This window comes from Glutamicibacter sp. BW78 (assembly GCF_002332245.1).
GTDB classification, from domain to species: Bacteria; Actinomycetota; Actinomycetes; order Actinomycetales; family Micrococcaceae; genus Arthrobacter_H; species Arthrobacter_H rhombi_A.
Genome location: NZ_NRGU01000038.1, coordinates 40,804 through 67,080, shown reverse-complemented (window position 1 = coordinate 67,080; position 26,277 = coordinate 40,804). Strand labels below are relative to the sequence as shown.

Below are 26,277 nucleotides of genomic sequence, written 5' to 3'. Positions count from 1 at the left end.
CATGTAGGGTCCCGATGTACCTTCCCGCGAGCTTGCCCAGCCCCGATCCCGTCCTGTCCCAGTTGAACCTGGGACCGTTGACGATCCACACCTATGCCCTGTGCATCCTGGCCGGCATCGCCGCCGCCATCGTGATCACCCAGCGCCGGCTGAAACGACGGGGAGGCAACCCCGAGGTCGTCCTCGACGTCGTGCTGTGGTGTGTGCCATTAGGTCTGGTCGGCGCCCGTTTCTACCATGTGTTCACGCATATCAGCGACTACTTCTACCCCGGCGCCGACCCCTGGGACATCATCAAGATCTGGGATGGCGGCAACGCCCTCTACGGTTCATTGATCGGTGGCGCCCTCGGCGTGTTCATCGGTTGCCGACGGGCCGGGGTCCGTTTCCTGTCCTTCGCCGACGCGGTGGCCCCGGCCATGCTCGTGGCCCAGGCGATCGGCCGGTTGGGTAACTGGTTCAACCATGAACTCTTCGGGCTGCCGACCACGTTGCCCTGGGGACTTCAGATCGAGTCCTCGAACCCGAACTTCCCGGCCGACGCGGCCATCGGCACCCTGTTCCACCCGCTGTTCCTGTACGAGATCATCTGGAACCTCATCGGTGTGGCCGTCATCCTGTGGCTCGAACGCAGGATGCGCGCCCGCTGGGGCCGCGCGCTGGGCCTCTACCTCATCTGGTACGGGCTGGGTCGCAGCTGGCTCGAAGCCATCCGGATCGACCCGACATCTGATGTGTTCCTGGGCATCCCGGCGAACATTTGGACCTCCTTCGCCGCCATCGCCGTGGGCCTGGCGATCGTCATCGTGCAGGGCATCCGCCACCCCGAGACGGAGACCTCGGTCTACCGCGATGGCTTCGAGCCGGTGGCCGAGGCTGACGCCGAGGAGAATACGACGGCGGAGGCAGCTCCCGAGGATTCCTCTGCGGCTCCTGCCGAGCCGGCTCCCACTTCAGCTCCGGCACCGGCTCCCGAGCCGGCTCCCGGCGAGGACGGCCCTAGCCCCTCGAAGTCACCGGACGCCTAGGCGCTTCGCCTTCTAGCTAGTTCCAGCAGTCCTCCAGTGGGTCCCCGGCCAGCAGGCCGGGGACCCACTGATGTCCACTGGCCCCTCACAGGGCTGGTTTTTCGGGGAATCCGTGGGGTGCCTTCGATAGAATCGAAGACATGTTCGAATCAATGAGGCCCCCAGAAACCCCGGCAGCAGTACCTGCCATCGGGGCACTGGCCTCGTTCCTGGACCTGCTGCCCGCTCTGGACACGACCGAACTGGGCGAAGGCGCACTGATCGATGTCCTGGCCGGCGCCGAGGCCACCAAGAATGCCCTCTCCGCCCTTCAAGCCCGGGCTGCAGTGGCCCTTGATACGGTAGTTCGCACCCGCCACGCGGCCGAAGGAATTCCTCGGGAGAAGGCCGGTGCCGGGATCCATACCCAAGTCGCGTTGGCCCGCTCGGAGTCACCTCATATGGGGCACCGGTTGGTGGGCATGGCCAAGGCCGTGGTGAATGAGATGCCCCATACCCACCACGCGTTGGCCACCGGCCGACTCAGTGAATGGCGGGCGACCCTACTGGTGAAAGAAACCGCCTGCCTCAGTGTTGAACAACGCCGCCAGGTCGATGAGCAACTTCTGGCCGACCCGCGGGTGTTGGAGGGCGTCGGGACCCGGGCGCTGGTGGCCCGGGCCAGGAAACTGGCGTACGCAGTCTCCCCCTCGGCGGTGGTGGACCGGGCCCGCCGGGCGGTGAACGACCGCAGGGTCTCCCTGCGGCCGGCCCCGGATACCATGTCGATCCTTTCGGGGTTGTTGCCGGTGGCTCAAGGGGTTTCCGTGCTGAAGGCCCTGACCGGGGAGGCTGACCGGTTGGTGGGTATCGGGGACGGGCGGACCCGGGGGCAGATCATGGCCGATACCCTGGTCGAACGCCTGACCGGTCAGGCCATGGCGGCTGCGGTGCCGGTGGCGATCCAGTTGGTTATGACCGACCGGGCCCTGTTCCACGGTGAGGGTGAACCGGCGTTCCTTCCCGGGTACGGGGTGATCCCGGCCCAGGTCGCCCGGGATCTGATCCGTCGGGCCGGCGGACTCCGTGCCCACGGGACCCGTACCGCAGATTCCCGTGCCCCAGGCTCCGATGCCGGCGGGACTGATGATCTTCCCGCGCCACAGCAGTTGGCGTGGATCCGGCGGTTATATACGGCCCCGGAGACCGGGGACCTGGTCGCCATGGACTCGCGGGCACGGATCTTCCCTGCGGGGTTGGCTCGTTTCATCGAGACTCGTGACCAGTGTTGTCGTAGCCCGTGGTGTGATGCCCCGGTCCGTCATCATGACCACGTGTTGGGGTGGGCTGCCGGTGGCAAGACCACGGCAGCGAATTCGGCGGGCCTGTGTGCTGATTGCAATTACAGCAAGGAAGCGTCCGGTTGGAGGACCGAAACCGTGCCCGGGGACCGGCATACCACGGTGATCACCACCCCGACCGGGCATCATTATCGGTCCCAGGCACCACCCTTGCCCGGTGACACCAGCTGACCTCTTGTGGCCAGCGAGGCCTACAGGTCCAACTGGGCCCTCAGGTAGGGCGCCGTCCGACTCTCTGGCGTCGCCGCTACGTCGGCGGGCGTGCCTTCGGCCATGATCTTCCCGCCCTCGTCACCACCGGAGGGACCCAGATCGATCACCCAGTCGGCGGCGGCCACCACGTCCATCTCGTGTTCGACCACGACCACCGTGTTCCCGGCGTCGACCAGCCGGTTCAGTTGGGCCAACAGCAGTTGGACGTCGGCGGGATGCAGTCCGGTCGTCGGCTCGTCAAGCAGGTAGAGCGTGTGACCGCGGCGGGCCCGCTGCAGTTCGGTGGCCAGTTTGATCCGCTGCGCTTCACCGCCGGAGAGTTCGGTGGCCGGCTGCCCCAGCCGCAGGTAGCCGAGCCCCACCTGCACCAGGGTCTCCAGGCTGCGCGCGGCAACCGGGACGTCGGCCAGGACGTCGGTGGCTTCGTCAACACTGAGCGCGAGGATCTCGGCGATATTCAGGCCGCGATACCTCACCTCAAGCGTTTCGGGGTTGTACCGGGTTCCGTGGCATACCGGGCAAGGCCCATAGCTTCCGGGAAGGAACAACAGTTCGACGGCGATATAACCTTCGCCCAGGCAGTTTTCGCAGCGGCCACCGGTCACATTGAAGGAGAACCGTCCGGCACCATATCCGCGCTGGCGCGCCAGCTCGGTGGCGGCAAAGGTCTTGCGGACGGCATCGAAGAGGCCCGTATAGGTGGCCAGGTTCGATCGTGGCGTCCGGCCGATGGGCTTCTGGTCGACCTTGACCAACCGTCCGATGCATTCTGCCCCGAGGATCGCCTTCACGTGGAGCGTCTCATCGTCGGCAGCAGGGGTCTCGTCTTCCCCGGCGGTATCCGCTGCGGGGGTACGAACCAGCTCACCGACGGCATCGGCAAGCACCCGGCTGACCAACGTCGATTTACCCGAGCCCGAGACACCGGTGACCGCCGTGAGCACCCCCAAGGGGATGCGCACGTCGAGGTCGGACAGGTTGTGCAGGCTCACTCCCTGCAGTTCCAGTTCGCCGTCAGGGATCCTGCCCGCGGTACCCAGGCGGGGTCGGTCCTCCGCGTCGAAGAGGAAGGACCGGGTGATCGAGTCTTTGACCTCTTCCAGCCCGTCGACGGGCCCGGAGTAGAGCACCTCTCCGCCGCCTTCGCCGGCCCGCGGACCGACGTCGACGATCCAGCCGGCCCGGCTGACCACATCCATATTGTGTTCGACGACGAACACCGAGTTTCCGCCGGCCTTCAGTTCCTCGAGCACGGCCAGCAACGGTTCGGCATCGGCGGGGTGCAGCCCGGCGGAGGGCTCGTCCAGAACGTAGACCACCCCGAACAGCCCGGAGCGCAGCTGCGTGGCGATCCGCAGCCGCTGCATCTCCCCCGGAGACAGTGTGGTGGTCCCGCGATACAGGCTCAGGTAGCCAAGCCCGAGGCCGATCAACACGTCGAGCCGCTCAACCAGGTCGGCGGCGATCGTCGCGGCCACCCCACTGTGCTCCCCCGAGGAACCCGAGGACGGCGCCGCCACGGAATCGTAGTCCTCCTCAGTCAGTTTGGCCGTGGGTTGGAGCAGCTGAGCCAGTTCCCCGAGCGGCAGGCGGTTGATCTCGGAGATGGAACGGCCGGCGAAGGTGACGGCGAGCGCGTCGGCGGTCAGACCGGTGCCGGCGCAGGTGCGACACGGCCCGGACACCATGAACCCGAGGACCTTCTCACGCATGGTCGCCGATTTCGATTCGGCCAGGGTGTGCATCACATGGGACTTCGCACTCCAGAAGCGCCCCTTATAGGGCTTGGCGATGCGGTCGCGTTCCGGGGTGACATGGACGACGGGTTGTTCATCGGTGAACAGCAGCCAGTCCCGGTCCTTTTGCGGCAGCGTGCGCCAGGGAGAATCGACGTCGTACCCGAGTTCGGTGGCAACGTCTCGCAGGTTCTTGGCCTGCCAGGCACCGGGCCAGGCGGCGATGGCCCCCTCACGGATGGTCAGGGACGGATCCGGGACCAGGGTGTCTTCGGTGACGGTATGGGAGACGCCCAGCCCATGACACACCGGGCAGGCGCCGACCGCAGTATTGGGCGAGAAGGCGTCGGAGTCCAGCCGGGTGGCCCCTTCCGGGTAGCTGCCGGCCCGAGAGTAGAGCATGCGCATCGAGTTCGAGAGCGTGGTCAGGGTCCCGACGCTGGAACGTGAGCTCGGTGAGCCACGACGCTGCTGCAGAGCGACGGCAGGGGGTAATCCGGTGATGGATTCGACCTTCGGAGTATTGCCTTGCTGGATCAGCCGGCGGGCATAGGGAGCCACCGATTCAAGGAAACGGCGCTGCGCCTCCGCGAAGATCGTGCCGAAGGCCAGCGAGGACTTCCCCGAACCGGAGACCCCGGTGAACGCAACAATGCTGTCTCGCGGAACATCCACGTCCACGTTGAGCAGGTTGTTCTCCCGGGCGCCGCGCACCCTGACGAAACCATCGGAAACACTCCGGCCGGGAACCATCTGCGGCCCGGCAGCCGCCTTGGATTCACTCACCCGTCGAGCCTAACAACCTGGTGCCCAAGATTCGGTAGATGACGACGCCGGATCGGTCTTCACCCCTTGCGAAGCGCGTGTCCCACTGGTAGTCCTGAGGGTGTCAGCCCACGACGGCGGACGCCGTCCCAGGGGTCGCGGAAAGGTGGGTCCATCGTGGCCAAGCATGGCGAGGAAGCACACGAGCCGACGGCATCCGAATTGGAGGTCGGGGACGGGCCGAAGGGATGGGCCGCTGGCATTCCCGGCGTCACGCATTCCATGGGTCCGGCGCTGGCACAAATGGGACCGGCACGGACCGCCAAAACCGTCATGAAGCTGAACCAGAAGGACGGCTTCGACTGCCCCAGTTGCGCGTGGCCGGATCCGCATCATCGCAAGACCTTCGAATTTTGCGAGAACGGGGCCAAAGCCGTCACGTGGGAGGCCACCCCGCTGGTCATCGACTCAGCCTTCTGGGCCGAGCATTCAGTCACTGAGCTGCGTGGACGCACCGAATATTGGTTGGGCCAGCAAGGCCGTCTCACCGAACCCGTCTATAAGCCGGCCGGCGAGGACCACTACCGCCCCATCCCCTGGTCCGAGGCCATCAACGTGCTGGCGACCGAACTGAAGTCCCTGGAATCCCCCGACGAGGCGGTGTTCTACACCAGTGGGCGTACCTCCAACGAGGCGGCCTTCGCCTACCAGCTCTTCGCCCGCGGCTTCGGAACCAACAACCTGCCGGATTGTTCGAATATGTGCCATGAGTCCTCCGGCTGGGCCATGGGCGAAAGCATCGGCGTCGGCAAGGCAACCGTGGCCTTCGAGGACTTCGAACGCGCGGACCTGATCATCATCATGGGTCAGAACCCAGGCACCAACCACCCCCGGATGCTCACCGAATTGGAGAACTGCAAACTCAACGGCGGTCATATCGTGGCCATCAACCCGCTGCCCGAGGCGGGGCTGCGCCGGTATAAGAACCCGCAGAAGGTCCGTGGCATTATTGGCCGGGGCACCGACATTGCCGACCAGTTCCTACAAATCCGCCTCAGCGGGGACATGGCCCTGATGCAGGCGGTCTCCAAACGGGTCCTGGACGCCGAGGCAGCCAACCCCCGCACCGTGCTGGACCACGATTTCCTGGACCACCACTGTCAGGGGCTGGATAAGCTGCGGGAGCATCTGAGCCACCTGGACGAGGCAACGGTGTTGGAAGCCACCGGCCTGGAATCCTCCGAGATCGACGAGCTAGCCAACCGGTACATGGCCGCCGAGAGGGTCATCATCACGTGGGCCATGGGGATCACCCAGCAGAAAAAGGGTGTCGACACGATCAAGGAGATCATGAACCTGCTGCTGCTGCGCGGGAACATCGGTAAGCCCGGGGCCGGGGCCTCCCCCATTCGCGGCCACTCCAACGTCCAAGGAGACCGCACCATGGGCATTTGGGAGCAGATGCCCGAATCGTTCATGGATGCCGTGGGCCGGGAGTTCAGTTTCGATCCTCCCCGTCACCATGGTTTCGACTCGGTCCAGACCTTCGAGGCCATGCAGCAGGGCAAGGTCAAGGTCTTCGTCGCCTTGGGCGGAAACCTCGTCTCGGCGGTTTCGGACACCGGTGTTGCGGAGGCCGGCATGGCCGGCACCGACCTCACCGTGCAGATCTCCACGAAACTCAACCGTTCCCACACCGTCACCGGCGCCGCGGCGCTGATCCTCCCGACCATGGGGCGCACCGAAATCGACATTCAGGAGTCCGGAGAACAGTTCGTTTCCGTCGAGGACACCGTCTGTGCGGTACACCCGTCCTGGGGCAACGTCGAACCGGTTTCTCATCATTTGCTCTCCGAAACGGCGATCGTCAGCCGCATCGCCCATGCGGTTCTGGGGGAGAAGATTGATGCCGATTGGATCGGGTTTGAGAAGAACTACGACCTGATCCGTGAGCATATTGCTCGAGTCATTCCCGGCTGTGAGAACTACAACCAGCGGATCCGGCGCGAAGGAGGGTTCATCCTCGCCCACGGACCGCGCGACACCCGCACCTTCCCTACCCCTACCGGCAAGGCCATGCTCACGGTCAACGAGTTGGAGTACCTGCAGCGCCCCGCCGGCACGCTCATCCTGCAGACGTTGCGTTCCCACGACCAGTTCAACACCACCATCTACTCCAACAACGACCGCTACCGCGGGGTCCACAAGGGCCGCCAGGTGGTCTTCGTCAACGCCGCCGATCTGGCCCAGTTGGGGCTGAAGGACGGGGACTACGCCGATGTTCATGGGGTGCACGACGACGGGGTGTCCCGGGTGATGCGCCGGTGCCGCCTGATCGAGTACCCGACGACTCCGGGCTGCGTGGCTGCCTACTATCCGGAAGCCAATGTGTTGGTGCCGCTCTCCCTGGTGGCCGAAGCCAGCAACACTCCGGTCTCCAAGGCGGTACTGGTCCGGCTGGAGAAGGTCGCAGCACCGGCCCCGGCGAACGCCTAGCGGCGCCAGCGCGCCCGCGTGTCGGTCGTGCTGGTTTTGCAGGTGTAGATCTTGCCATTGGATCTGCCGACGCCCTTCGCCCCGCGCGGTGAGCAGAAGGCCCCCGGGTGGACCCGACGGGTCGCTGTCTTCGCGGACTTCTTCGCGGCCGGTTTCCGGGCCGTGGTCGAAGGCGTTCCGGCCGGCTTAATCGGCGTGACCTTTGCGGCACGCTGTTTCGGGCAGGAACGAAGGACCCGCGACATCCCCGATTTCTCCGCGGAGGTGACCGCCAGCGCGTATTTGTGCTTCACGCTGATCTGGGTGGCGACGTATTGGCAGCGGAATCGTTTATTCGCCGGCAACCATTCGGCGGCATTTCGGTCGCCCTTGGAACGATTGGCAGAGGCCGCCGAAGCCATCAGGTTCAGCGGGTCGTTGGCGAGGGCTTGCCGTTGCTTCGGGGAGAGCTTCCGCCCACCGGAAATCCAGGCGTTCTTCAGCGCAACCACATGGTCGATATCCACGGAGCCGGCCTTGACCTTCCAGTTGATCGCGCGTCCGGTATAGGCGTCGTTCAGCCGGCCGGAAGCCACTTGGCAGTGCTTGCGGTCCTTATATTTCACCCGTGACATATCGCGTTTGAGCGTGTCCTGACGCTCATCGCATTTATTGTGGTTGAAATCCTTGAACCCGTTGCCGAATTTCACATTGCGTTGATATCCGGTCGCTGGCGCCTTGCCCTTGACCGGCAGCGCTTTCAGCACCCTGGTCGCCGCTGGCCCGGTGAGCTTGGCACCGGGTGTGACCTTCGTGCGGCCGGTCCATGCCGGAAGTACCAGAGCTGCGCGTTGGGATGTGAGGTCCTCAGGCGAGGCATGGCTTCCCCTCAAATCCTGTGCCGGGACCGTACCTTCGAAGAATGCCGTGCCGATCAGGATCGCAGTCAGCCCCAAGGCCACCAGCCAGGCGGTCAGGCGGTGTCGGGTGTTCTTCACGGTCGGGTCCTACCGCTTGGAGGCGCGGTAACCGGCCTTGCTGGCCGCCGAAGTGGTCTTGAAGCACTCCTCGGGCTTGGTCCTGCTGTAGAACTGCCCACCCTTAACGTGATACTTCCATTCCTTCTTGCTGCCGGTGCGGTTTCCCTTCACCGGGTAGCCCGCCGGACAGGAATATCCCTTGTAGACCCGTTTGCTGGAAGCGGAGGCCTTCTTCTTCACCACCAGCGACTGGGTCTTGCTGGTGGTGCGCTGCTTGGCTTTACCGACCTTGTACTTCACGGTCGTCGTGACCCGGTAGGATCCCGCTTTGAGAGAGATGGCTGAAGCACTGCGGGTGAGGGTCTTGCGACCGTGGACGACCTTGAGTCGTTTCGAAACGACTTTCGTCCCCTTCTTCGCGGTCACGAGGGGTTTGACCTTCGCCTTCGCGGAGCCCTTGACCGTCTTATTGGGGATCTTGCGAATGGCCACCGCTGGGGTTGCCTTCTTCGCCGCAACCGAGACAGCAGCCGAGGCAGGAACGGCCTGCGTCACGGCAGCAATCTGAACTCCGGAGAAAACCAATGAAACGGCCGCGGCGAGAGCGGCGAACCCGCTCAGGAACTTCTTCAATTTTCCCCCTGGAATGAGCCCTGGCCCGATGGCCTGGCAGTGCGTCCATTCGCACTTCTGGCCAAATCATATACGAGCTTGACGCAGAATCGTGCAGCTCCGGTTTATCCACCGGATTCCTGCGCGAGTCTCCGCGCTTGGCGCCGTTCAGACACCTCGCCTACCGTGGAGAGCATCACGTCCGCAGTCAGCTTTGATGGAGCGTCATGACCCACCCGGGGAACTACCCTCAGCAGCAGTATCCGCAGCAGCCCTACATCCAGTACGGCGCTCCCCCACCGCGCGGGATGAGCATCGCCTCCATGGTGCTCGGCCTCGTCTCGATCCTGGCCGGCTTCACCGGCATCGTGCCCATCGTCGGGCTGGTGTTGGGGATCATTGGGCTCCGGCGCGAGCCCGCAGGCAGGGGCATGGCCATCGCCGGGATCATCATCAACTCCCTGACCCTGCTGGGATGGCTGCTGTTGATCATCTTCGTCGTCGCCATCGGCGGCATGTTCGCCACCATGGACTACTCCTCGGCCGTCGGCGCATGACCCGGCGTCCGCGCCGTTCCGCACCCTGGCTGGTCGGCGGTCTACTCTCGGCCCTCGTCGTCGGCCCCTTGGCGGTACTGGCCGGCGCCGTGGTGGCGGCCTCGTCCATGGCCGCGAGTTTCTACGGGATCGCCAACGGACCTGGTTCGGGTTCGTTGGTGTTGATCTTTCTGGGCGCCGTGCTGATCCTGGCGGGATGGGTCGCGGCGATCATCGGTCTGTACCGTCTGGCCAGTACGGTCGACGCCCTCGGTGTGGAGCGCTTCGCGCAGTCGATGCCGCCGCCGGCCAATGCCGGACACCGAACCTTCTAAGGCCAGCTGTCCGCCGCGTGCAACGGCAGGTTCCCGGGTGGGCGATAATGGTGGGAGCATCCGCTTCGGCAATCCGCCACGAAAGGCCGCCCCATGAGCACGCTGAAGGAACAACTCCGCCTCGATATGACCGCCCATATGAAGGCCGGTGACAAGTCCGAACTGATGACGTTGCGCAACGTCCTGGGCGAGATCAGCACCCGCGAAAAGGGTGGCAAGACACCGATGGAAATGGACGACCACCAGGTCACCGCACTCCTGCAGAAGGAAGCGTCTCGGCGACGCGAGACCGCCCAAACCTATGCTGAGGCCGGCCAATCCGAGCGGGCCGAGCAGGAAATTGCCGAAGCAGCCTTCATCGAGTCCTACCTGCCGGCACCACTGACCCGGGACGACGTCGTCGCCATCGTGGACCGGGCCATTGCCGACCAGACCATAGACGGGGTGAAGCCGGGGATGCGCCAGATGGGCCAGGTCATGAAGACGGTCACCGCCGAAGTCGCCGGGCGCTTCGATGGCAAAACCACCAGCGCCCTCGTCAAGGAACGGCTGGCCTAGGAGTCCCTCCGGTCGGTTTCCCGGCGGCTCGGATGGTGTCGACGGCGTCTAGCCATGCGGTCCTTGGCAATGCGGCGGGCCTTCATCGGCAACCCGAACCGCCGGTGGGTGTAGATGATCAGTCCGAGCGCGAAACCTGCGGAGGCCATGATCGACAGGGCGGTCCCCCAGCCACCGATCAGCCACCAGTCCTGGGGCCACCGCCACCACTCCGGGGCCGGTGGGCGCAGTCCCCAGACCACGCCGATCGCTAGTAACAGGCACGCACCGGTGGAGCTCCAGAAGATCCGCCAGCGGGTTTTCACGCTTTCGGCGGCCAGCCGGTAGGCCCGCGCCTTGACCGGGTGCATCAGCTTTTCGGCCCACCAATACCGGGTGGACAGCACCGCCAGACCCGCCACGATGCACAACAGCCCGGGGCCGGGAAGGACGAGGGCCAGCAGTCCGACCACAAGAAGCAGCCACCCGGCGATGTTGACGGCCAGGGGCTTGAGCCAAACGTGCACGAAGGTGGAAGCCATTTCCTGCAGTTTACCGGACAGTTCGCCGGGTCAGGAGTTCGGCAACTCCGAAGACGCGGCCCACGGAAGGTAACCTGTGAAGGGCCCATCAACTCGTCTCAGCGTCAACGTACCGGCCCTTTCCGGCACGTTGGACCGAGCAATTCGAAGGACAAACACATGGCAGTCGCCGAATCGCAGCCCCCCTCACCCGAGGCTGGGCTCATTCGGGGTTCGGACGGATTATTACGACCTGCTTGGGCGACCGAGGGCATGCTGCGCGAGTACTACGACACCGAATGGGGGCTGCCGATCCGCGACGAGCAGGGCCTGTACGAACGGCTCAGTCTGGAGGCCTTCCAGTCTGGCTTGTCCTGGGCCACGATCCTGCGCAAACGGGAGAATTTCCGTGCCGCCTTCGCCGGATTCGACCCCGATCGGGTGGCCGGTTTCGGTGAGGACGACGTCGAACGTCTTCTGGGGGATGCCGGCATCGTCCGCAATCGGGCCAAGATCAGGGCCACCATCGGCAATGCTTCCGCGACCCTCAAACTGCGAGAAGAGGAGGGTCTGGCCGCGTTCATCTGGTCCTTCCAACCGGAGGCCACCCCTCGACCGGCCACGATGGATGAGGTTCCCACCACCTCGGCCGAATCCGTTGCCTTATCGAAGGCCTTGCGCAAGAAGGGCTTCTCCTTCGTCGGTCCGACCACCATGTTCGCGCTCATGGAGGCCGTGGGCATCGTGGACACCCACCTGCTGGGCAGCCACCGCCGCGGCAGTTCGGGCGTCTGGCCATGAGCCGTGCTTCGCATCTGAACTGGCGACATCTGGGGTTGGTCGTGGTCGGCGGGGTGTTCGGCACCGCGGCACGTGAAGGCCTCACCCTCGCCTTCCCGGGAATCAACGGCCTGCCCACCACCACCTTGATGATCAACATCTTCGGCGCCTTCCTGCTGGGCCTGCTGCTGGAATCGCTCCTGCGGGCCGGCAGTGACCAGGGTGTCCGGCGGACCCTGCGCCTGATGCTGGGCACCGGGTTCTGCGGAGGGTTCACGACCTACAGTGCCTTCGCCGTCGATGCACGCCTGCTCTTCGACGGCCACTGGCCCCTGGGTGGTCCGGCGGCCGGGGTGGCTCTGATCGCTGCCACCGTGTTAATTGGCGCGGCAGCCACCTGGGCCGGCCTTGCGACCGCCAGCTGGCGACGGCCCCTTCGCCAGGCCGGATCATGACACCACTGCTCTTCATTGCCCTGTCGCTGGCCGGCGGTTTGGGGGCTGGCACCCGGCTCTTCGTCGACGGTTTCGTCAAGTCCCATACCCGGGCCACCTTCCCGCTGGGAACCCTGCTGATCAACGTCTCGGGTTCGTTGGTCTTGGGCTTATTGCTCGGGTTGTCGATGGGCTTCATCGTTCCCGAGCCGGTATATCTGGTCGCCGGCACGGGGTTCCTGGGCGGATACACGACCTTCAGTACTGCCAGCTTCGAATCCGTTCGCCTGCTGCAGGAACGTCGCTATCTGGCGTCACTGGCCAATGGCCTGGGAATGGCCGTGCTGTCCGTCGCGGCGGCCAGCGGCGGGTTCTGGCTCGGTTCCCTCGCTTAGAACCTGCCGGTAGGCTCGGGCCACCAGATGCCCAGGAGTAGTGCCGAAACAAAAGGGGAAGCCACCATGTCAGCTACTTTTTCCACCGGCGATCATGTTTCGTGGAATTCGGAAGCCGGACACGTCAGCGGTGTCATCATCAAAAAACATACGCAGGACGTCGAGTACAAGGGCCATATGCGCCGGTGTTCCCCCGATGATCCGCAATATGAGATCCGCAGTGATCAGACCGAACACCTTGCCATGCACAAAGGGCCGGCGCTGACCAAGATCGCGACGTAGTTCCGATCCCGGCCAACCCCGGCCCCGCTAGTCTGGTCAGGCTCAGCTGTTGGCGATGGCGTCCTTGAGCGAAGCGAGGATCAGCGCCACGGAATCCATGTTCGCGTTCGGCCCCATCAGGCCAATCCGCCAAACGGTCGCTGCATACTGCCCGACGCCTCCACCGATCTCAACGCCGTAGTTTTTCAGCAGGTAGGACCGCACGGCGGCCGAGTCGACGCCCTCGGGTACCTTGACGGTGGTCAGCTGAGGCAACCGGTGGCCTTCGGCGGCGAAGAGCTCCAAACCCATCTCCTGCAGGCCCTTCTGCAGGGCGGCACCAGCATTCTGGTGACGTGCGGTCACCGCTTCGATACCTTCGGCCAGGACACGCTCGATCCCTGCTTCCAGGGAGGCGACCATCGCGACCGGAGCCGTGTGGTGGTAGGTGCGCTGACCACCCGAGGAACCGGTGGTGGCGTAGCCACCGAGCAGGCCCAGATCGAGGTACCAGGACTGCGGCTTCTGCACGCGGCGTTCAAAGGCCCGGTCGGAAATGGTGAACGGTGCCATACCCGGGGCGACGCCCAGGCACTTCTGGGTGCCGGCGTAGCCGACGTCGATGCCCCATGCGTCGGCTTCGATCGGCATGCCGCCGATGGAGGTGACGGCGTCGACGATCAACAGGGCGTCGCCCTTGATGGCGCCCAGTGCCGCGATATCGGAGACGACGCCGGTGCTCGTTTCGGCATGGACTGCCGCAATGACCTTCGGGTTCGGGTGCGCGGCGGCGACTCGTTCGGCATCGACGGGGGTGCCGTATTCGTGGTCGACCCTGACCACTTCGGCTCCCACCCGGGAGGCGACTTCGCACATCCGCTCACCGAAGAGTCCGTTGACGGCAATCACCGCAACGTCACCGGGGTTGATGGTATTCACAAAGGCGGCTTCCATGCCGGCCGAGCCGGTGGCACTGAGCGGAAGAGTCCGCGTGTTCTTCGTCCCCCACAGGGTTCGAAGGCCTTCGCAGGTCCGGTCCATCCGGGCAATGAAGTCCGGGTCCAGGTGTCCCAGCAGTGGCAAACCCAGCGCGGCCGTGGCTTCGGCATACGGGTTGCAGGGGCCAGGGCCGAAAAGGTGGCGGGTGGGGATGATCTGCTGCATGGGGACTCCCTGGGGTTCGATGGCGCGGCGGCAGCCGCAGGACAAGGCCTTCGCCTTCCACCATAGGCACGAAATGTCGCTCAGCGGAATTCGAGTTCCACATAGGCGGTTCCAAAATGTCGGAGGCAGCTGGTGACGTGAAGGTACTGGAAGTGACGGCTTCCGGTCATCATCACCGCACCGCACTCGCGGCGCACCATTTTGGGGAGGAAACATGAACACGAAAACCACATGGGTGGCCCTGGCGCTCGCCACCGGCCTGGCACTGGCCGGCTGCACCACCACGGGCGGCCCGGAGGCCGGCACCGCTGTCGACACGGCCTCCGAGCCGGCTGCGGAAGCCGTGGCGGAGACCACCGAAGACCAGTCCACTGAGGGAGTGGCCGACTTCGGCAGCGCCTGGACCTGGGATGACGGCCTGAAGCTGACCGTCAAACCGGCAGGTCTTTCCGCAGCTGGTCAATACGCCTCAGGTGCCGAGGCTTCCGACGGAAAGATGTACGTCTTCGACGTCACCCTCCAGAACGGAACCCAGGAGATCTTCGATCCAGCGATTCTGACGGCTTCGGTGGTCTACGGGGCGGCAGGGACCCAAGCTGAGGGGGTCTTCACCGAGAAGATCGACGGCTTCTTCCAGGGCAAGGTCCTCCCGGGAAAGAAGCAGAGCACCCGGGTGGCTTTCGGCATCCCCGCAGGAGAGCTCGACGACGTCACGCTGACGTATCTGGTTGATTTCGACCATGAGGACGCGCTCTTCTCCGGCGTACTGGCCCCGTAGTACCGGCGCAGTGACGGTGGGTGGAACCGATGCCTCCGGGTAGCGCATCCGCCCACCACCCGCAATCCCTTTACCGCGCAGGTCAGCCCGGATACGCTCGGCCCATGACAGTGACCCTCAGGACCATCCAAACGGCTCTACCCGAAACGGTCCTGCATCAGGACCAGGTGCGCGATGTCTTCGCAGCCCAGCCCGGCCTGACCCGCTTGGGAGAACGACTGATCACCACCTCCTTCAATTCTTCGGCGATCTCCACCCGACGCACCGCATTGACCGAGCTCAGCCTCGAGCAGACCGAAACCACTCCGGTGTTCTTCGATGCGGCCAACACCCAGCTGCTCAGTCCCAGCACCAAGGTCCGCAACGACGTCTTCACCCGCGAAGCCAAGGCACTGTTCACCGATTCTGCTCGCGCGGCGTTGGCCGCCTGCCCGGATCTGGACCCCGCAGACGTTACCCACGTCATCACCGTCTCCTGCACCGGCTTCTACAACCCGGGCCCCGACTATCAGATCGTCAGGGCCTTGGGCCTGCCCGCTTCAACCCAGCGCTACCATCTGGGTTTCATGGGCTGCTATGCAGCTTTCCCGGCCCTCCGTGCTGCCAAAAGCTTCTGCAAGGCCGAGCCGGATGCGGTTGTGCTGGTCGTCAGCACCGAATTGTGCACCTTGCATGTGCGCAGCTCCAACGACCCGGACACCATCATGGGATCGGCGCTCTTCGCCGACGGCGCCGCAGCAGCCGTGGTCACCTCCCGGCCCGCACCGGCGGGAACCACCTGCCTGGAACTCGATGCCTTCGAAACGGTGTTGACCCCCGTCGGTGAAGAATCAATGGCCTGGAATATTGGTGATGAGGGTTTTGAAATGGTCCTGGGAACCTACGTCCCGCACATTATTGACGACCACATCATCGGGGCGCTGGCCCCATTGCTGGCCCACGATGCATCGCTCGGTGAAGACTATGCGCAGATCACCCACTGGGGTATCCATCCCGGCGGGCGGGCCATCCTCGACAAGGTCCAGAACCGGTTGGGATTGGATGAACGGCAGCTGGAGCCGGCTCGCCGCGTGCTCAACGACTACGGGAACATGTCCAGCGCCACCGTTCTCTTCGTGCTCAAGGACATCTTGGAGACCGTCGCGGAGGCCTCCGACCCCGTCGGCGAGCGCATCTGCTCCATGGCTTTCGGCCCGGGACTCACCGTGGAAACTGCTTTGATGACCGTGGCCCGGCCCGAGGCATAGCCCCCGATGCGCCGCGCCGAGACAGCAACCGAGGAAATGGACCGGCAGGACTGCGACCCGGTGCTGTTATGGCGGACCTACCAGCAGTTCCCGCTGGTCAACGCGGTGGTTTCCGGCTGGCGTGGGGTCTACCGGGAGCTGATCCGGCCGGTCTTGGCCACCGCAGGAGCCTCCACCATTTTGGATATCGGTTGTGGTGGCGGGGATATCACTCGGGCCCTGGCCCGCAGGGCCGGCGCCGATGGTTTCGATGTCAAGGTCACCGGCATCGACCCGGATCCGCGAGCCTACCGTTTTGCTGCTCGACACTCTGCGGGCCGAGACGACGCCAGGGTGTCCTTCGAAGCGGCGAACAGCTCAGATCTGGTGGCCGCCGGACGCCGGTTCGACGTGGTGGTGTCCAACCATGTTTTGCATCACCTCTCCCCCCATGAACTCGAACTTTTGCTCGCCGACACCGAGCAGCTCACCCGTGGTGTCGCCATCCACGCAGATTTGCGGCGTTCACGCGCTGCGTCGCTGCTCTTCGGCGCTGCCACCTTGCCGTTGGCCGGGACCTCGTTCATTCGGCGCGACGGACTGACCTCCATCCGCCGCAGTTACCTGCCCGAGGAACTGCAGTCAGTGGTCCCGGGGCGCTGGCAGGTGCAGCCGCGCCGTCCGTTCAGGAACCTACTCATCCACCGTCCGGAACCCCTGCCGTGATCGATGTGCTCATCATCGGTGCCGGTCCCTCGGGGCTGACCCTGGCCATCCTGCTCAACCAATCGGGTCTCACCGTCCGCGTCGTCGAGGCCCGCGACACCCCGCGGGAGCATTCACGGGCCATCGGCATTCATCCGCCCGCAGTCGACGTCCTGCAGGCAGCAGGCGTCGCCGCAGCAGCCATCGCCTCCGGGGTCCGGATCCGCACGGGGCTGGGACTGAGTTCCGGCAGCCGAATCGCCGCCCTGGACTTCGCTGTTCTGCAGGGCCCGCACCCTTTCATCCTCTCCCTCCCCCAGGCCAAGACAACCGAACTCCTGCGGGCACGGCTGCAGCAGCTCGACCCACAAGCCCTGATCGAAGGCCACGAATTGATCACCTTCCGGCAGGAAGACCGCGGCATCCAGGCCACGGTCAGCGGACTGGCCGCCCCGGTATCTGCCAGCTATCTGGTGGGAGCGGACGGGGTGGATTCCACGGTCCGTACGCTCGCTGGCCTACCTTTTGCCGGGAGCCGTTACCGCGACCACTATGTGATGGGGGACTTCCCAGACACCACTGACTTTGGTGCCACCGCAGCCCTGTTGCTGCACGCCGAAGGAATCGTTGAGTCCTTTCCCCTACCCGAGGGCCTACGCCGGTGGGTCGCCTGGCATCTGCCGGCGGATACGACCCCGCTGAGCAGGCTCGTTGAACGCCGCACCGGTTACCGGGTCGATGATGGGGCCGCCACGATGTCCAGCAGATTTCGTTGCTCACGTCGGTCGGTGGCGAACATGGTGTGCGGACGGGTCATCCTGATCGGTGACGCAGCCCATGAGGTGAGCCCCATCGGTGGGCAAGGCATGGCGTTGGGGCTGCTCGACGCCGCAGCACTGGCTCCGTTACTGACCCACTCCTGCTCGGCAGGTTCGGCCCAGCTGGCCGCGCTGGCAGATTTCTCAGGGGACCGATTGCGTGCCGCGGCCAGGGCTGGCCGGCAAGCCCACCTGAATATGGCCTTGGGGCGTCCGCTGCCCCCGGTCCTCCACGGGCTGCGGGGCAAGGCGATCAGGGTGGTGGCCCGCAGCAGAGCATTGACCGATGTCGTGGCTCGCCGGTTCACCATGAGCCGAGGCTTCCGCTGATGACCACCTTTCAGGCCGACGGGGTGGACTTCTCCGGCGGATAGGTGATCGTGGTTCCTTCCACCTGGGCGAAGGACGTCAACGTGTGGGCCGTGGCCTTGGTGGGGCTGAAAATATCCAGTACCTCGAAGCCCCGAACCAGCATCGCGTCCCCGATCATCGAACGGTGGCAACGCCAGGGGACGGCTTCGGCACACATGATCGCCACCGGGCGCTCTGCGGTGCTGGCCACCAGCTGCTGGATTCCGGCGTCGAACTCCGGGGTCTGCATGTAGTCCGCGTAGCCGCGAAAGGATGCGTTGCGCCAGCCGGTATTCGGTGAGGCCTTCGTGGTGTGCCGAAGACCACCCAGGCTCTCAATCCGCTGGTAGTCCAGACCGTACCCGGCCAGGCTAGCCGGCAGCTGATCGATACCGAACTGGGGATTATACCGAGACTTGGGCACGGTGCGCACATCGACGATCCGTTGCACACCATGGGCCCGGAGCAGCTCGACGAACTCCTCGACCGGATGCGTGGAATGTCCGACCGTGTGGAGGGTGGGAGGCGGGGCTGCAGCCGCTGGGGTGTTCATGGCTCCATCATGTCAGCGTTGATTCTCCACGACCAGCAAGGGATTTCATCTGCTTGACGCTCGTCACGTTACTGATATTCTGACCTGCATGAGCTGCCCTTACTCGCAAGACACCCCCGAAACCCCCGGCACCGATACCGGCGAGCGCGATATCGAAGAGACCGTACGCACCGACTTCCGCAACGAGATGTCCTACGGCGGGTATCTGGATCTGGATAAGGTCCTGCACGCCCAGCACCCCCATAGCAATCCCGAACACCATGATGAGCTGCTGTTCATCATCCAGCACCAGACCAGCGAACTCTGGCTCAAACTCGTGCTCCACGAGCTCGTCGAGGCCCGACGCCTCATGGACGCCGACGATCTGGGCAAGGCCCTGAAGTGCCTGGCCCGCGTCAAGCACATCCAGAAGGTGCTGACCGATCAGTGGTCGGTGCTGGCGACCCTCACCCCGCGCGAATACGCCCAGTTCCGCGACACCTTGGGCTCGGCCTCCGGCTTCCAGTCCTGGCAGTACCGTGCCGTGGAATTCATTCTGGGAAATAAGCACCGCGGCATGCTCAAGGTCTTCGAATCCCATCCCGAAGCCCACGCCATGCTCAGCCAGCTCCTCGAGGAACCCACCGTCTACGACGCGTTCCTCGCCGCACTCTCCCGCGCCGGATACCCCATCTCCGAAGACATCCTGCACCGCGACTTCTCGAAGGCCTGGGTGCTGCACGAGGAACTCATCCCCGTGTTCAAGGAGATCTACGAAACCGAGGAGACCCGCTGGGGCTTCTACCAGGCCTGCGAGGACCTGGTGGACCTCGAGGACAACTTCCAGGCCTGGCGCTTCCGGCACCTGCGCACCGTCCAACGCACCATCGGCTTCAAACGCGGCACCGGCGGCTCCTCCGGCGTCGACTTCCTGCGCCGCGCCCTCGACCTGACCTTCTTCCCCGAGCTCTACGCCGTCCGTACCGAAATCGGCAACTAGCCCGAAAGGCCCCCTCCGCATGAGCACCTCCCCCGCGTCCCCGACCAGCGACGAGCTGGACACCGCCGATCCACTCGCCGTCTACCGCGACCGCTTCCTGGTCCCCGCAGCCGATCCCGCCCGGCCGCTGACCGCCTACCTCGACGGCAACTCGTTGGGGCGCCCGTTGGCCGCCACGGCCGAACACCTGGCCACCTTCGTCCGCACCGAATGGGGTGCCGGGTTGATCCGCAGCTGGGATGAGCAGTGGATGGACGAGCCCACCGTCCTGGGAGACCGCCTCGGAGAGGTCGTGCTCGGTGCCGCTGCCGGCCAGACGCTGGTCGGCGACTCGACCTCGGTCCTGCTCTATAAGACGCTGCGGGCGGCGTTGGACCACCAGCAGGGAACCGACCCCCGGCGTTGCGAGATCGTCATCGATGCGGGGAATTTCCCCACGGACCGCTTCATCGTCGAGGGAATTGCCGCCGAACGTGGGGCGACCCTACGGTGGATCACTCCCGATCCAGCGACGGGGGTGACCAGCACTGACCTTCAGCAGGTCCTCTGCGAGCGCACCGCCGTCGTGCTCCTGAGCCATGTGGCCTACCGTTCGGGCTACCTTGCCGATGCCGAAGCCCTCACCGCCCAGGTCAAGGGCGTCGGCGCCCTCATGGTGTGGGATCTGTGCCATTCGGTCGGAGCCGTTCCGCTGCACCTCGACGCCTGGGGCGTCGATCTGGCCGTGGGGTGCACCTATAAGTACCTCAACGGAGGTCCCGGCTCCCCCGCGTTCGCCTACGTCGCTTCGTCGCTTCATTCCACGCTCCGCCAGCCGATCTGGGGCTGGATGGGTGCCGCTGACCCCTTCGGGATGACGGAGACCTATGAACCGGCCGGCACGATCCGTCGTTTCATCACCGGGACTCCGGCCATTCTGGCCATGCAGCCGCTCAAGGACATGGTGGAGCTCATTGCCGAGGTCGGCATCGAGGCCATCCGCACCAAATCGGTGGAACTGACCGAGCATGCCATCCGGCTGTGCGAGGAGCGGCTGTCCCCCCACGGCGCCCGGCTGGCCAGCCCCCGTGATCCCGCGCAGCGTGGTTCCCACGTCACGGTGGACCACCCTGACTTCGCCGCGGTCACCACCCAGCTCTGGGAACAGGGAGTGATCCCCGACTTCCGCCCACCGAACGGCTTGCGCATCGGCCTCTCGCCCTTGAGCACCAGTTTCTCCGAACTCGAGGTGGGTGTCGAGGCGATCGCCGCCGCGCTGGCCGACATGAAATGAGTGCCGTCCTCGACGATATGGACTCCCGGCCCGGGAGTACCACCTCGTTGCTGCGCACCATCATCGGCCTGTACCTGCGTGGCGCCGGGGGGTGGATGTCCTCGGCCCAGCTGCTCACCCTGATGGAGGCCGTCGGCGTGTCCCCGGCACTGACGCGCACCGCGTTGACCCGGTTGCGACGCAAGGGGGTCCTGGACGCCGCCACGCGGGACGGTGTTTCCGGCTATGCCGTCGGGGAACGGGCCCGGCAGATGCTCGAACGCGGTGACCGCAGAATTCACGAACCACGGGCCATGAACGTCGATGACCCCTGGTGCCTGATCTCCTTCACGGTGCCAGAAACCGATCGTGGGCTGCGCCATCAATTGCGCCGCCGGCTGTATTGGATCGGTTGCGGCACCGTCGGGCCGGGGCTCTGGATCTGCCCGCAGTACCTGCAGGCCGAAACCGAGGAGATCCTCGAGGACCTGGGCCTGCGCGAACGTGCCGTGCTCTTCGAGACCAAACGCCCTCAAACGGCAGGCCCGCTCGGCGAGGCAGTAGCCGATTGGTGGGACCTCGACGAGTTGGCGGGTTTGCACCGCGAGTTCCTCGGCCAGCAGCGCGATGTTCCGGAACTGCCGCCCTCCGAGGGGTCGAGCGCCTTCGCCACCTATCTGCACTGCATCGATAGCTGGCGGATCATTCCCTACCGCGACCCGGGCCTGCCGCAGGACTGTTTGCCGGAGGATTGGCCGGGGACCGCCAGTAGCGCCCGCTTCCTCCAACTCCGGAACGCCTACCGGCCCGTGGCGCTGGCCTACGTCCAGTCCATCACGACGATCCCTGCCCACGCCTAGGCCCTGCCCCGTCCCCAGGAATACCCGGGGTGCTCCTCCGCGCGAGGAGTAGCGTGTGGCCATGACGCCCACAGGACTTGCCGCCCGGTTCCTCGCCTTGCATCACGGCCCGACGCCGCTACTGCTCGCCAATGCCTGGGATGCGGGGTCGGCACGGCTCTTTGCCTCGATGGGTTTCCTCGCACTGGCCACCACCAGTAGCGGATATGCCGCCTCGCTGGGCCGTCTCGACGGTCAGCTCACGCGCGACGAAACGCTCGTGCATGCTGCGGAACTGGTGCAGGCGACGGAGCTGCCGGTGAGCGCCGACCTTGAAAACGGGTTCGCCGACGAGGCCTCGGCCGTTGGACGGACTTTTGAGCTGGCAGCACATATCGGGCTGGCCGGCGCCTCGATCGAGGACTTCACGGGGGACACCGAATCCCCCATCTACGGGATCGAGGCCGCTACGGAGCGGGTGCGTGCCGCGGCCGAAGCATGCCACCGCGGGCCGGCCCCGCTGGTGCTGACCGGCAGGGCAGAGAATTTCCTGCATGGTCGCCCCGATCTGGCCGATACCATCCGTCGGCTCCAGGCCTATCAGGAGGCGGGTGCCGATGTGCTCTACGCCCCGGGCCTGACCCGGCTTGCTGACATCCGCTCGGTCGTGACATCGGTGGATCGGCCGGTCAACGTGCTCGCGACGGCCCAGACGCCCGAGGTCTCGGCGTTGGCCGCCATCGGTGTTGGCCGCGTTTCGGTCGGCGGGTCCTTCGCCTTTGCCGCCGTCGATGCCGCGGCAGCGGCGGCCCGTGAATTCTTCGAGCAGGGAACCTACCAGTACACGGCACATTCGAAAACCGGTCAAGGCATCGCTTCACGAGTCTTCGGCCCCTGAGCCCAGACGCACGAAGTGCCCGCACGGTGAACCGTGCGGGCACTTCGGGGTCTTGACGAACCAGCGGCGGCTCACCATTGGGGGGAAAGGCGAACCGCCGCTGCCGTCTGGCGGGAGCAGGGCCCCCGCAGTTCAAGTTCCGAGGCTAGGCCCCGGGACCGACCTACTTACTTGGTCGGCAGGTTCAGGCTCTGGCCCACCATGATGACGTTGGGGTTCGAGACCGAGGCGGTGTTGACCGAGTACAGGCTCTCCCAGTTGTTCAGGCCCTGGGCGTTGGCGATCTTGGACAGCGTATCGCCGGCCTTGACCGTGTAGTTCTTGCCCGAATCGGCGGCCTTGACGGTGGCAACGTGCTTAGCGGTCGACTTGACCTGCTGCTGCGGCGCGGCCTTCTGGACCGGAGCCTGAGCTGCGTGCTTCGGGGCAGCCTTCTGGACCGGGGCCTGCTTCTGGACCGGAGCCTTCTGCGTGGTCTGGGTTGAAGCAGGCTTCGGGGCGGGCTTGGTGTCCGCCTTCGGGCCGGCCGGCGCCTTGCCGGAGATACCCAGCTTGGCCGAGCATGCGGGCCATGCGCCCCAGCCCTGGGCGGCCTGGACCTTCTTGGCTACGCGGATCTGCTCGCCCTTGCTGGCGTTGTTGGCCGCACCGGAACCGCCGAAGGCCTTCCAGGTGCTGTTGGTGAACTGCAGTCCACCCTTGAAGCCGTTGCCCGTGTTGATGGACCAATCGCCACCGGACTCGCACTGGGCCAGTTTATCCCAGGTGCCTGCAGGGGCTGCGGAAGCGGGAGCTGCTCCGATGCCTGCTGCTGCGCCGGCCAAAGCCAGGGCTGCTACGCCGCTGGTTGCGCCGATGCGGGAAATCTTCGAAAACTTTTTGCTGTTCTGCTGGATCACAGTTTCTCCAGGGGCCACCTGTGCGCTCCAACCGTCCCCGGCCCTCATTGCGCGATCGTCCGGCGTCGATGTCGACTCCAAATTTAGTGGGCAGTCAGGTGGACGATCGAAAGGTACCTGCTCTGCACTCCGTCTTGCACCACCCCGAACGGCGAGGTGTTATCAAAACGTGACTTGATTACGATAACTGCACGAAGGGGGTCCGCGTCAACTACAGACGACCTTCAGCGGGGTGATACACAAAAAATTGACAACCGAAACCCCGTGTTCTCGGGGCAAAATCGACGTACCTGTGATTCCTGTGAGTCTCGGAGCGGGCCCGCCGCAGGACGCCGAACTGGATGTTCAGGCCCTTTTCTGCCCCACCACATCCGTCATCCGACCGTTATCGACGTCTTAGGTCACGGCGCCGTGACCTTCAGCAGCGTCCCAGCACATGCCGCAACGCCGCCTCAAGGTCCGGCTCGCGGAACGCGTAGCCGAGTTCCTCGATACGCCCAGAGGATCCCCGCTGGTCGGATTGAACGAGCTCGCGGGCTCCCTGGCGGCCCAGGAGCAGCGCCGGACCAAAGCCAGGGACCGTGACCGCCGCCGGGCGGTTGAGCACCCTGGCCAGCGTGGCGGCATAGTCCCCGGCGTCGACCGGATGCGGTGCGACGGCGTTAACGGGGCCTGAGACCCGGTCCTCCAGGGCGGCATGGGCGAAGATCCCTACGACGTCGTCGATGCCGATCCAGCTCTGCATACCTGCCCCAGCCATTCGCCCTCCCAGACCGGCGACGAATAACGGCAATAATTGCTGCAGCATTCCGCCGGCTGGGGTCTGGACCAGTCCGGTGCGCACGTTGACGACACGCACCCCGGCACGGGCCGCTGGCTCACAGGCGGCTTCCCACGCGGCACAGACATCGGCAAGAAAGTCGGTTCCGGGCGGGCATTCCTCGGTCAGTTCCGTCGGCGCTTGCGCCGGACGGGCTTCTGGAGAGGCCCCGTAGTAGCCCATGGCCGAGGCTGCCACCAGGGTACGCTGGCGCCCATCGCCCGACAGATCGGCCAGTGTCCGGGCGATCAGGGAGGTCCCCACGGTCCGCGAAGCCATGATCCGTTGTTTGGCTGCCGCAGTGAATCGTCCACCGATCGGATGCCCTGCCAGGTGGATGACGACGTCGCAGCTCGCCAGGGCCTCGGCATCGATCCGTCCAGCATCCGGGTCCCAGGAAATCTCGTCAGCACCCTCGGCTGGCCCCCTGACCAGCCGGAGTACTTCGTGTCCACCTCCGCGGAGCAAGGCGCGCAGCTGGGTACCGATGAGTCCGCTGGCACCAGAGATGGCGATGCGCCGAGGGAGTACATCGGGCCCGGAATGCCGGGAATGGAAGAGGAGATCACCGATGGCTTGGCGTTCGCGGTATCCGAACAGGCGGTTGAGCTCGGCATTGAAACGTTCTTTCCCCCAACCAGTGAGCCGGCCCAAGGGCCCGGAGCTGGTGGTTAGCGGAAGTTCATAGGAGACGGAATCGCGCATGAGGGTTCCGCCGTCGTCCTCTTCGAAGACATGCTCGTGCCGCCAGGAGGCCAAAGGGCCGGATTCCATGACGTCGGTGAAACTGTGCCCGGGGACCAAACCGACGTGTCGGGCATGCCACGGGATTTCGGGCTTGGCCCAGCCGGGCAGATGCAGCGGGCCGGCGACGGCGCCGACGGCCGGCCCCAGACCCAGACCCAACTGGCCTGGCGCCCCGATCCCGATCACTGCCGTGGAACCAACGTTCAGTCCGTCGCTGGGCTCGGCGTGGACGCTGCCCGAAAACGGTGCGAGCAACCTCACCAGTGCGCCGGGGCGGGAAAACCAGGCGAAGGCCTCCTCACGGGGAACCGGCAGGCTGGTGGTGAATTCGAAGTCCGATCCAAGAATCTCCATGTCCCGAGGCTACGCGCCCTCCCCCGGCCGCCACCATTGCCTGCCTCCGGTATCTGTTCGCGCCTGCGCTGCTCACCTGACGGCGGCGCCGAGGGAGAGCAGCGCCCAGTAGGCGCAGGCGAGGATCACCAGGGCGAATCCGCCCAACCAAATCACCGCGGGCACCCCAGTGGTCTTGGCCAGGATGTAGGCGTCCGAGCTCTCCAGCCGACGCCGTTTGGCGTGGACCGCGGCGACCTTGAACCAGTCCTTTACCGCACCAACCACCAGGGCAATGCCCAGACAGACCACGACGTAGGCGGAGAATTCGCGGTCGGAGAAGAGCACCAGCAGCTGCGCCAGGATGGCGCAGCCGACGGCGATGGCGACGCCGACGAGGTTGCGAATGAAGAGCAAAGCCACCAGCAACAAGATCGCCCCAATGGACAGTGCGGCCCCAGCCCATCCCGAGGCGGCCGCCCAGATCATCGCGGCTCCGGCAACCGCCGGGGCCGGGTAACCCCAGAACCCCGACCAGGCGATCCCGGCGCTGCCCCGGCCGACGCTGACTGTTTCGCCGGAATGGTTCAGGTTCAGCCGGATGCCACGGACAATTCTGCCGGTCATCAACGCTGCCAAGGCGTGGCCCAGCTCATGAACGAACGTGACATAGAGACCGAACCAACGCCACGTAACCCGCGGGACAGAGAGCGCGACGGCGGCGGCGATGATCAGGACCAGTGTCAGGGCCTCGGCGTGAAGGGACGGGCCACGGGTGAAACCGACCACGAGGGCCTGCCACCAGGAATCAACGGAAATCTGCTCAAGCATGGGTTCGAGGGTAAGGCACCGGGCTGTGAAGAACGTCCTGAGCACAATCGTCATCTGATCGTCATGTTGCGGTCCGCTTCCCCGTAGCTGCAGTCCTTAGGCTGGTAATCCAACATCTTTACTCAGGAGTATTCTG

At 65.2% G+C, this 26,277-nt stretch carries 27 protein-coding genes; 18 read left to right on the top strand and 9 right to left on the bottom strand.

What is annotated here, in order from left to right:
* Positions 1 to 14: 14 nt before the first annotated feature.
* Complete coding sequence (gene lgt / locus CIK75_RS10555; protein WP_096224111.1) at positions 15 to 1,028, top strand: prolipoprotein diacylglyceryl transferase; 1,014 nt, start codon at positions 15 to 17, stop codon at positions 1,026 to 1,028.
* Positions 1,029 to 1,168: 140 nt separating this feature from the next.
* Positions 1,169 to 2,539 (top strand): HNH endonuclease signature motif containing protein, encoded by a 1,371-nt coding sequence (locus CIK75_RS10550; protein ID WP_096224109.1) that lies wholly within the window; start codon positions 1,169 to 1,171, stop codon positions 2,537 to 2,539.
* A gap of 20 nt (positions 2,540 to 2,559) precedes the next feature.
* Here the strand turns inward: CIK75_RS10550 and uvrA are convergent, their stop codons facing one another.
* A complete protein-coding gene (gene uvrA / locus CIK75_RS10545) occupies positions 2,560 to 5,070 on the bottom strand; it encodes an excinuclease ABC subunit UvrA (protein ID WP_096224417.1) in 2,511 nt (836 codons plus the stop codon).
* A 189-nt stretch (positions 5,071 to 5,259) separates the two neighbouring features.
* Here uvrA and CIK75_RS10540 point away from each other — a divergent pair, with 189 nt between their 5' ends.
* A complete protein-coding gene (locus tag CIK75_RS10540; RefSeq protein WP_241895404.1) occupies positions 5,260 to 7,578 on the top strand; it encodes an FdhF/YdeP family oxidoreductase in 2,319 nt (772 codons plus the stop codon).
* Here CIK75_RS10540 and CIK75_RS10535 read toward each other — a convergent pair.
* Entirely contained in the window at positions 7,575 to 8,555 is a 981-nt protein-coding gene (locus CIK75_RS10535) for an HNH endonuclease family protein (RefSeq protein WP_241895403.1), read from the bottom strand. The genes CIK75_RS10540 and CIK75_RS10535 overlap by 4 nt on opposite strands.
* 9 nt (positions 8,556 to 8,564) lie before the next feature.
* Positions 8,565 to 9,170 (bottom strand): hypothetical protein, encoded by a 606-nt coding sequence (locus CIK75_RS10530; protein WP_096224107.1) that lies wholly within the window; start codon positions 9,168 to 9,170, stop codon positions 8,565 to 8,567.
* Positions 9,171 to 9,376: 206 nt separating this feature from the next.
* Between CIK75_RS10530 and CIK75_RS10525 the strand changes: the two genes are divergently transcribed.
* The 3 genes from CIK75_RS10525 (at position 9,377) to CIK75_RS10515 (ending at position 10,578) form a co-directional block, all read left to right on the top strand.
* Positions 9,377 to 9,706: a DUF4190 domain-containing protein gene (locus tag CIK75_RS10525; RefSeq protein ID WP_086993713.1), complete on the top strand. Its 330-nt coding sequence runs from the start codon at positions 9,377 to 9,379 to the stop codon at positions 9,704 to 9,706.
* Positions 9,703 to 10,020, top strand: coding sequence for a hypothetical protein (locus CIK75_RS10520; protein WP_086993711.1), 318 nt, complete (start codon positions 9,703 to 9,705; stop codon positions 10,018 to 10,020). Before CIK75_RS10525 ends, CIK75_RS10520 begins: the two co-directional genes overlap by 4 nt.
* Before the next feature lie 93 nt (positions 10,021 to 10,113).
* A complete protein-coding gene (locus CIK75_RS10515) occupies positions 10,114 to 10,578 on the top strand; it encodes a GatB/YqeY domain-containing protein (protein WP_086993708.1) in 465 nt (154 codons plus the stop codon).
* Here the strand turns inward: CIK75_RS10515 and CIK75_RS10510 are convergent.
* Positions 10,575 to 11,099, bottom strand: coding sequence for a PGPGW domain-containing protein (locus CIK75_RS10510; RefSeq protein WP_086993705.1), 525 nt, complete (start codon positions 11,097 to 11,099; stop codon positions 10,575 to 10,577). The two genes, CIK75_RS10515 and CIK75_RS10510, sit on opposite strands and share 4 nt — an antisense overlap.
* A gap of 159 nt (positions 11,100 to 11,258) precedes the next feature.
* Here CIK75_RS10510 and CIK75_RS10505 point away from each other — a divergent pair, with 159 nt between their 5' ends.
* The 4 genes from CIK75_RS10505 (at position 11,259) to CIK75_RS10490 (ending at position 12,969) form a co-directional block, all read left to right on the top strand.
* Positions 11,259 to 11,879, top strand: coding sequence for a DNA-3-methyladenine glycosylase I (locus CIK75_RS10505; RefSeq protein WP_086993702.1), 621 nt, complete (start codon positions 11,259 to 11,261; stop codon positions 11,877 to 11,879).
* The gene (locus CIK75_RS10500; protein ID WP_086993699.1) at positions 11,876 to 12,313 is read left to right on the top strand and encodes a CrcB family protein; all 438 of its coding nucleotides are present in this window, start codon (positions 11,876 to 11,878) and stop codon (positions 12,311 to 12,313) included. Before CIK75_RS10505 ends, CIK75_RS10500 begins: the two co-directional genes overlap by 4 nt.
* On the top strand, positions 12,310 to 12,687 hold the full coding sequence (gene crcB / locus CIK75_RS10495; protein WP_086993696.1) for a fluoride efflux transporter CrcB: 378 nt from the start codon (positions 12,310 to 12,312) through the stop codon (positions 12,685 to 12,687). The genes CIK75_RS10500 and crcB overlap by 4 nt, the downstream gene beginning before the upstream one ends.
* Before the next feature lie 66 nt (positions 12,688 to 12,753).
* Positions 12,754 to 12,969 carry a DUF2945 domain-containing protein gene (locus CIK75_RS10490; protein ID WP_086993693.1) on the top strand — a complete coding sequence of 72 codons (216 nt, stop codon included), beginning with the start codon at positions 12,754 to 12,756 and terminating at the stop codon, positions 12,967 to 12,969.
* 42 nt (positions 12,970 to 13,011) lie between these two features.
* On the opposite strand, the gene CIK75_RS10485 is transcribed toward CIK75_RS10490, so the two are convergent.
* Positions 13,012 to 14,112, bottom strand: coding sequence for an alanine--glyoxylate aminotransferase family protein (locus tag CIK75_RS10485; RefSeq protein WP_086993690.1), 1,101 nt, complete (start codon positions 14,110 to 14,112; stop codon positions 13,012 to 13,014).
* A 214-nt stretch (positions 14,113 to 14,326) separates the two neighbouring features.
* Between CIK75_RS10485 and CIK75_RS10480 the strand changes: the two genes are divergently transcribed.
* From CIK75_RS10480 to CIK75_RS10465, 4 genes are all read left to right on the top strand, one after another.
* Positions 14,327 to 14,890: a hypothetical protein gene (locus CIK75_RS10480; RefSeq protein WP_086993688.1), complete on the top strand. Its 564-nt coding sequence runs from the start codon at positions 14,327 to 14,329 to the stop codon at positions 14,888 to 14,890.
* A 104-nt stretch (positions 14,891 to 14,994) separates the two neighbouring features.
* Positions 14,995 to 16,137: a type III polyketide synthase gene (locus tag CIK75_RS10475; RefSeq protein WP_086993684.1), complete on the top strand. Its 1,143-nt coding sequence runs from the start codon at positions 14,995 to 14,997 to the stop codon at positions 16,135 to 16,137.
* A gap of 6 nt (positions 16,138 to 16,143) precedes the next feature.
* Positions 16,144 to 16,842 carry a class I SAM-dependent methyltransferase gene (locus tag CIK75_RS10470; protein WP_086993681.1) on the top strand — a complete coding sequence of 233 codons (699 nt, stop codon included), beginning with the start codon at positions 16,144 to 16,146 and terminating at the stop codon, positions 16,840 to 16,842.
* Positions 16,839 to 17,969 carry an NAD(P)/FAD-dependent oxidoreductase gene (locus tag CIK75_RS10465; protein ID WP_096224105.1) on the top strand — a complete coding sequence of 377 codons (1,131 nt, stop codon included), beginning with the start codon at positions 16,839 to 16,841 and terminating at the stop codon, positions 17,967 to 17,969. The genes CIK75_RS10470 and CIK75_RS10465 overlap by 4 nt, the downstream gene beginning before the upstream one ends.
* A 10-nt stretch (positions 17,970 to 17,979) precedes the next feature.
* On the opposite strand, the gene CIK75_RS10460 is transcribed toward CIK75_RS10465, so the two are convergent.
* Positions 17,980 to 18,543, bottom strand: coding sequence for a DUF488 domain-containing protein (locus CIK75_RS10460; RefSeq protein ID WP_096224103.1), 564 nt, complete (start codon positions 18,541 to 18,543; stop codon positions 17,980 to 17,982).
* 88 nt (positions 18,544 to 18,631) lie between these two features.
* Here CIK75_RS10460 and kynA point away from each other — a divergent pair, with 88 nt between their 5' ends.
* From kynA to CIK75_RS10440, 4 genes are all read left to right on the top strand, one after another.
* Positions 18,632 to 19,522: a tryptophan 2,3-dioxygenase gene (gene kynA / locus CIK75_RS10455; RefSeq protein WP_096224101.1), complete on the top strand. Its 891-nt coding sequence runs from the start codon at positions 18,632 to 18,634 to the stop codon at positions 19,520 to 19,522.
* 19 nt (positions 19,523 to 19,541) lie between these two features.
* On the top strand, positions 19,542 to 20,795 hold the full coding sequence (locus tag CIK75_RS10450) for an aminotransferase class V-fold PLP-dependent enzyme (RefSeq protein WP_086993666.1): 1,254 nt from the start codon (positions 19,542 to 19,544) through the stop codon (positions 20,793 to 20,795).
* Complete coding sequence (locus CIK75_RS10445) at positions 20,792 to 21,634, top strand: PaaX family transcriptional regulator C-terminal domain-containing protein (RefSeq protein WP_096224100.1); 843 nt, start codon at positions 20,792 to 20,794, stop codon at positions 21,632 to 21,634. The genes CIK75_RS10450 and CIK75_RS10445 overlap by 4 nt, the downstream gene beginning before the upstream one ends.
* Before the next feature lie 61 nt (positions 21,635 to 21,695).
* Positions 21,696 to 22,511 carry an isocitrate lyase/phosphoenolpyruvate mutase family protein gene (locus CIK75_RS10440; protein ID WP_086993731.1) on the top strand — a complete coding sequence of 272 codons (816 nt, stop codon included), beginning with the start codon at positions 21,696 to 21,698 and terminating at the stop codon, positions 22,509 to 22,511.
* Between the two features lie 167 nt (positions 22,512 to 22,678).
* On the opposite strand, the gene CIK75_RS10435 is transcribed toward CIK75_RS10440, so the two are convergent.
* From CIK75_RS10435 to CIK75_RS10425, 3 genes are all read right to left on the bottom strand, one after another.
* The gene (locus tag CIK75_RS10435; RefSeq protein ID WP_241895402.1) at positions 22,679 to 23,410 is read right to left on the bottom strand and encodes a transglycosylase family protein; all 732 of its coding nucleotides are present in this window, start codon (positions 23,408 to 23,410) and stop codon (positions 22,679 to 22,681) included.
* Positions 23,411 to 23,828: 418 nt separating this feature from the next.
* The gene (locus tag CIK75_RS10430; RefSeq protein WP_096224098.1) at positions 23,829 to 25,331 is read right to left on the bottom strand and encodes a TIGR01777 family oxidoreductase; all 1,503 of its coding nucleotides are present in this window, start codon (positions 25,329 to 25,331) and stop codon (positions 23,829 to 23,831) included.
* Positions 25,332 to 25,403: 72 nt separating this feature from the next.
* Positions 25,404 to 26,141 (bottom strand): M50 family metallopeptidase, encoded by a 738-nt coding sequence (locus tag CIK75_RS10425; protein WP_096224096.1) that lies wholly within the window; start codon positions 26,139 to 26,141, stop codon positions 25,404 to 25,406.
* Positions 26,142 to 26,277: the final 136 nt, after the last annotated feature.

What these genes read in the sequence shown, in the direction of transcription:
- lgt (WP_096224111.1), top strand. Translation starts at nt 15, where the DNA reads ATGTACCTTCCCGCGAGCTTGCCCAGCCCCGATCCCGTCCTGTCCCAG.
- CIK75_RS10550 (WP_096224109.1), top strand. Translation starts at nt 1,169, where the DNA reads ATGTTCGAATCAATGAGGCCCCCAGAAACCCCGGCAGCAGTACCTGCC.
- uvrA (WP_096224417.1), bottom strand. Translation starts at nt 5,070, where the DNA reads ATGGTTCCCGGCCGGAGTGTTTCCGATGGTTTCGTCAGGGTGCGCGGC.
- CIK75_RS10525 (WP_086993713.1), top strand. Translation starts at nt 9,377, where the DNA reads ATGACCCACCCGGGGAACTACCCTCAGCAGCAGTATCCGCAGCAGCCC.
- CIK75_RS10520 (WP_086993711.1), top strand. Translation starts at nt 9,703, where the DNA reads ATGACCCGGCGTCCGCGCCGTTCCGCACCCTGGCTGGTCGGCGGTCTA.
- CIK75_RS10515 (WP_086993708.1), top strand. Translation starts at nt 10,114, where the DNA reads ATGAGCACGCTGAAGGAACAACTCCGCCTCGATATGACCGCCCATATG.
- CIK75_RS10510 (WP_086993705.1), bottom strand. Translation starts at nt 11,099, where the DNA reads ATGGCTTCCACCTTCGTGCACGTTTGGCTCAAGCCCCTGGCCGTCAAC.
- CIK75_RS10505 (WP_086993702.1), top strand. Translation starts at nt 11,259, where the DNA reads ATGGCAGTCGCCGAATCGCAGCCCCCCTCACCCGAGGCTGGGCTCATT.
- CIK75_RS10500 (WP_086993699.1), top strand. Translation starts at nt 11,876, where the DNA reads ATGAGCCGTGCTTCGCATCTGAACTGGCGACATCTGGGGTTGGTCGTG.
- crcB (WP_086993696.1), top strand. Translation starts at nt 12,310, where the DNA reads ATGACACCACTGCTCTTCATTGCCCTGTCGCTGGCCGGCGGTTTGGGG.
- CIK75_RS10490 (WP_086993693.1), top strand. Translation starts at nt 12,754, where the DNA reads ATGTCAGCTACTTTTTCCACCGGCGATCATGTTTCGTGGAATTCGGAA.
- CIK75_RS10485 (WP_086993690.1), bottom strand. Translation starts at nt 14,112, where the DNA reads ATGCAGCAGATCATCCCCACCCGCCACCTTTTCGGCCCTGGCCCCTGC.
- CIK75_RS10480 (WP_086993688.1), top strand. Translation starts at nt 14,327, where the DNA reads ATGAACACGAAAACCACATGGGTGGCCCTGGCGCTCGCCACCGGCCTG.
- CIK75_RS10475 (WP_086993684.1), top strand. Translation starts at nt 14,995, where the DNA reads ATGACAGTGACCCTCAGGACCATCCAAACGGCTCTACCCGAAACGGTC.
- CIK75_RS10470 (WP_086993681.1), top strand. Translation starts at nt 16,144, where the DNA reads ATGCGCCGCGCCGAGACAGCAACCGAGGAAATGGACCGGCAGGACTGC.
- CIK75_RS10460 (WP_096224103.1), bottom strand. Translation starts at nt 18,543, where the DNA reads ATGAACACCCCAGCGGCTGCAGCCCCGCCTCCCACCCTCCACACGGTC.
- kynA (WP_096224101.1), top strand. Translation starts at nt 18,632, where the DNA reads ATGAGCTGCCCTTACTCGCAAGACACCCCCGAAACCCCCGGCACCGAT.
- CIK75_RS10450 (WP_086993666.1), top strand. Translation starts at nt 19,542, where the DNA reads ATGAGCACCTCCCCCGCGTCCCCGACCAGCGACGAGCTGGACACCGCC.
- CIK75_RS10445 (WP_096224100.1), top strand. Translation starts at nt 20,792, where the DNA reads ATGAGTGCCGTCCTCGACGATATGGACTCCCGGCCCGGGAGTACCACC.
- CIK75_RS10440 (WP_086993731.1), top strand. Translation starts at nt 21,696, where the DNA reads ATGACGCCCACAGGACTTGCCGCCCGGTTCCTCGCCTTGCATCACGGC.
- CIK75_RS10430 (WP_096224098.1), bottom strand. Translation starts at nt 25,331, where the DNA reads ATGGAGATTCTTGGATCGGACTTCGAATTCACCACCAGCCTGCCGGTT.
- CIK75_RS10425 (WP_096224096.1), bottom strand. Translation starts at nt 26,141, where the DNA reads ATGCTTGAGCAGATTTCCGTTGATTCCTGGTGGCAGGCCCTCGTGGTC.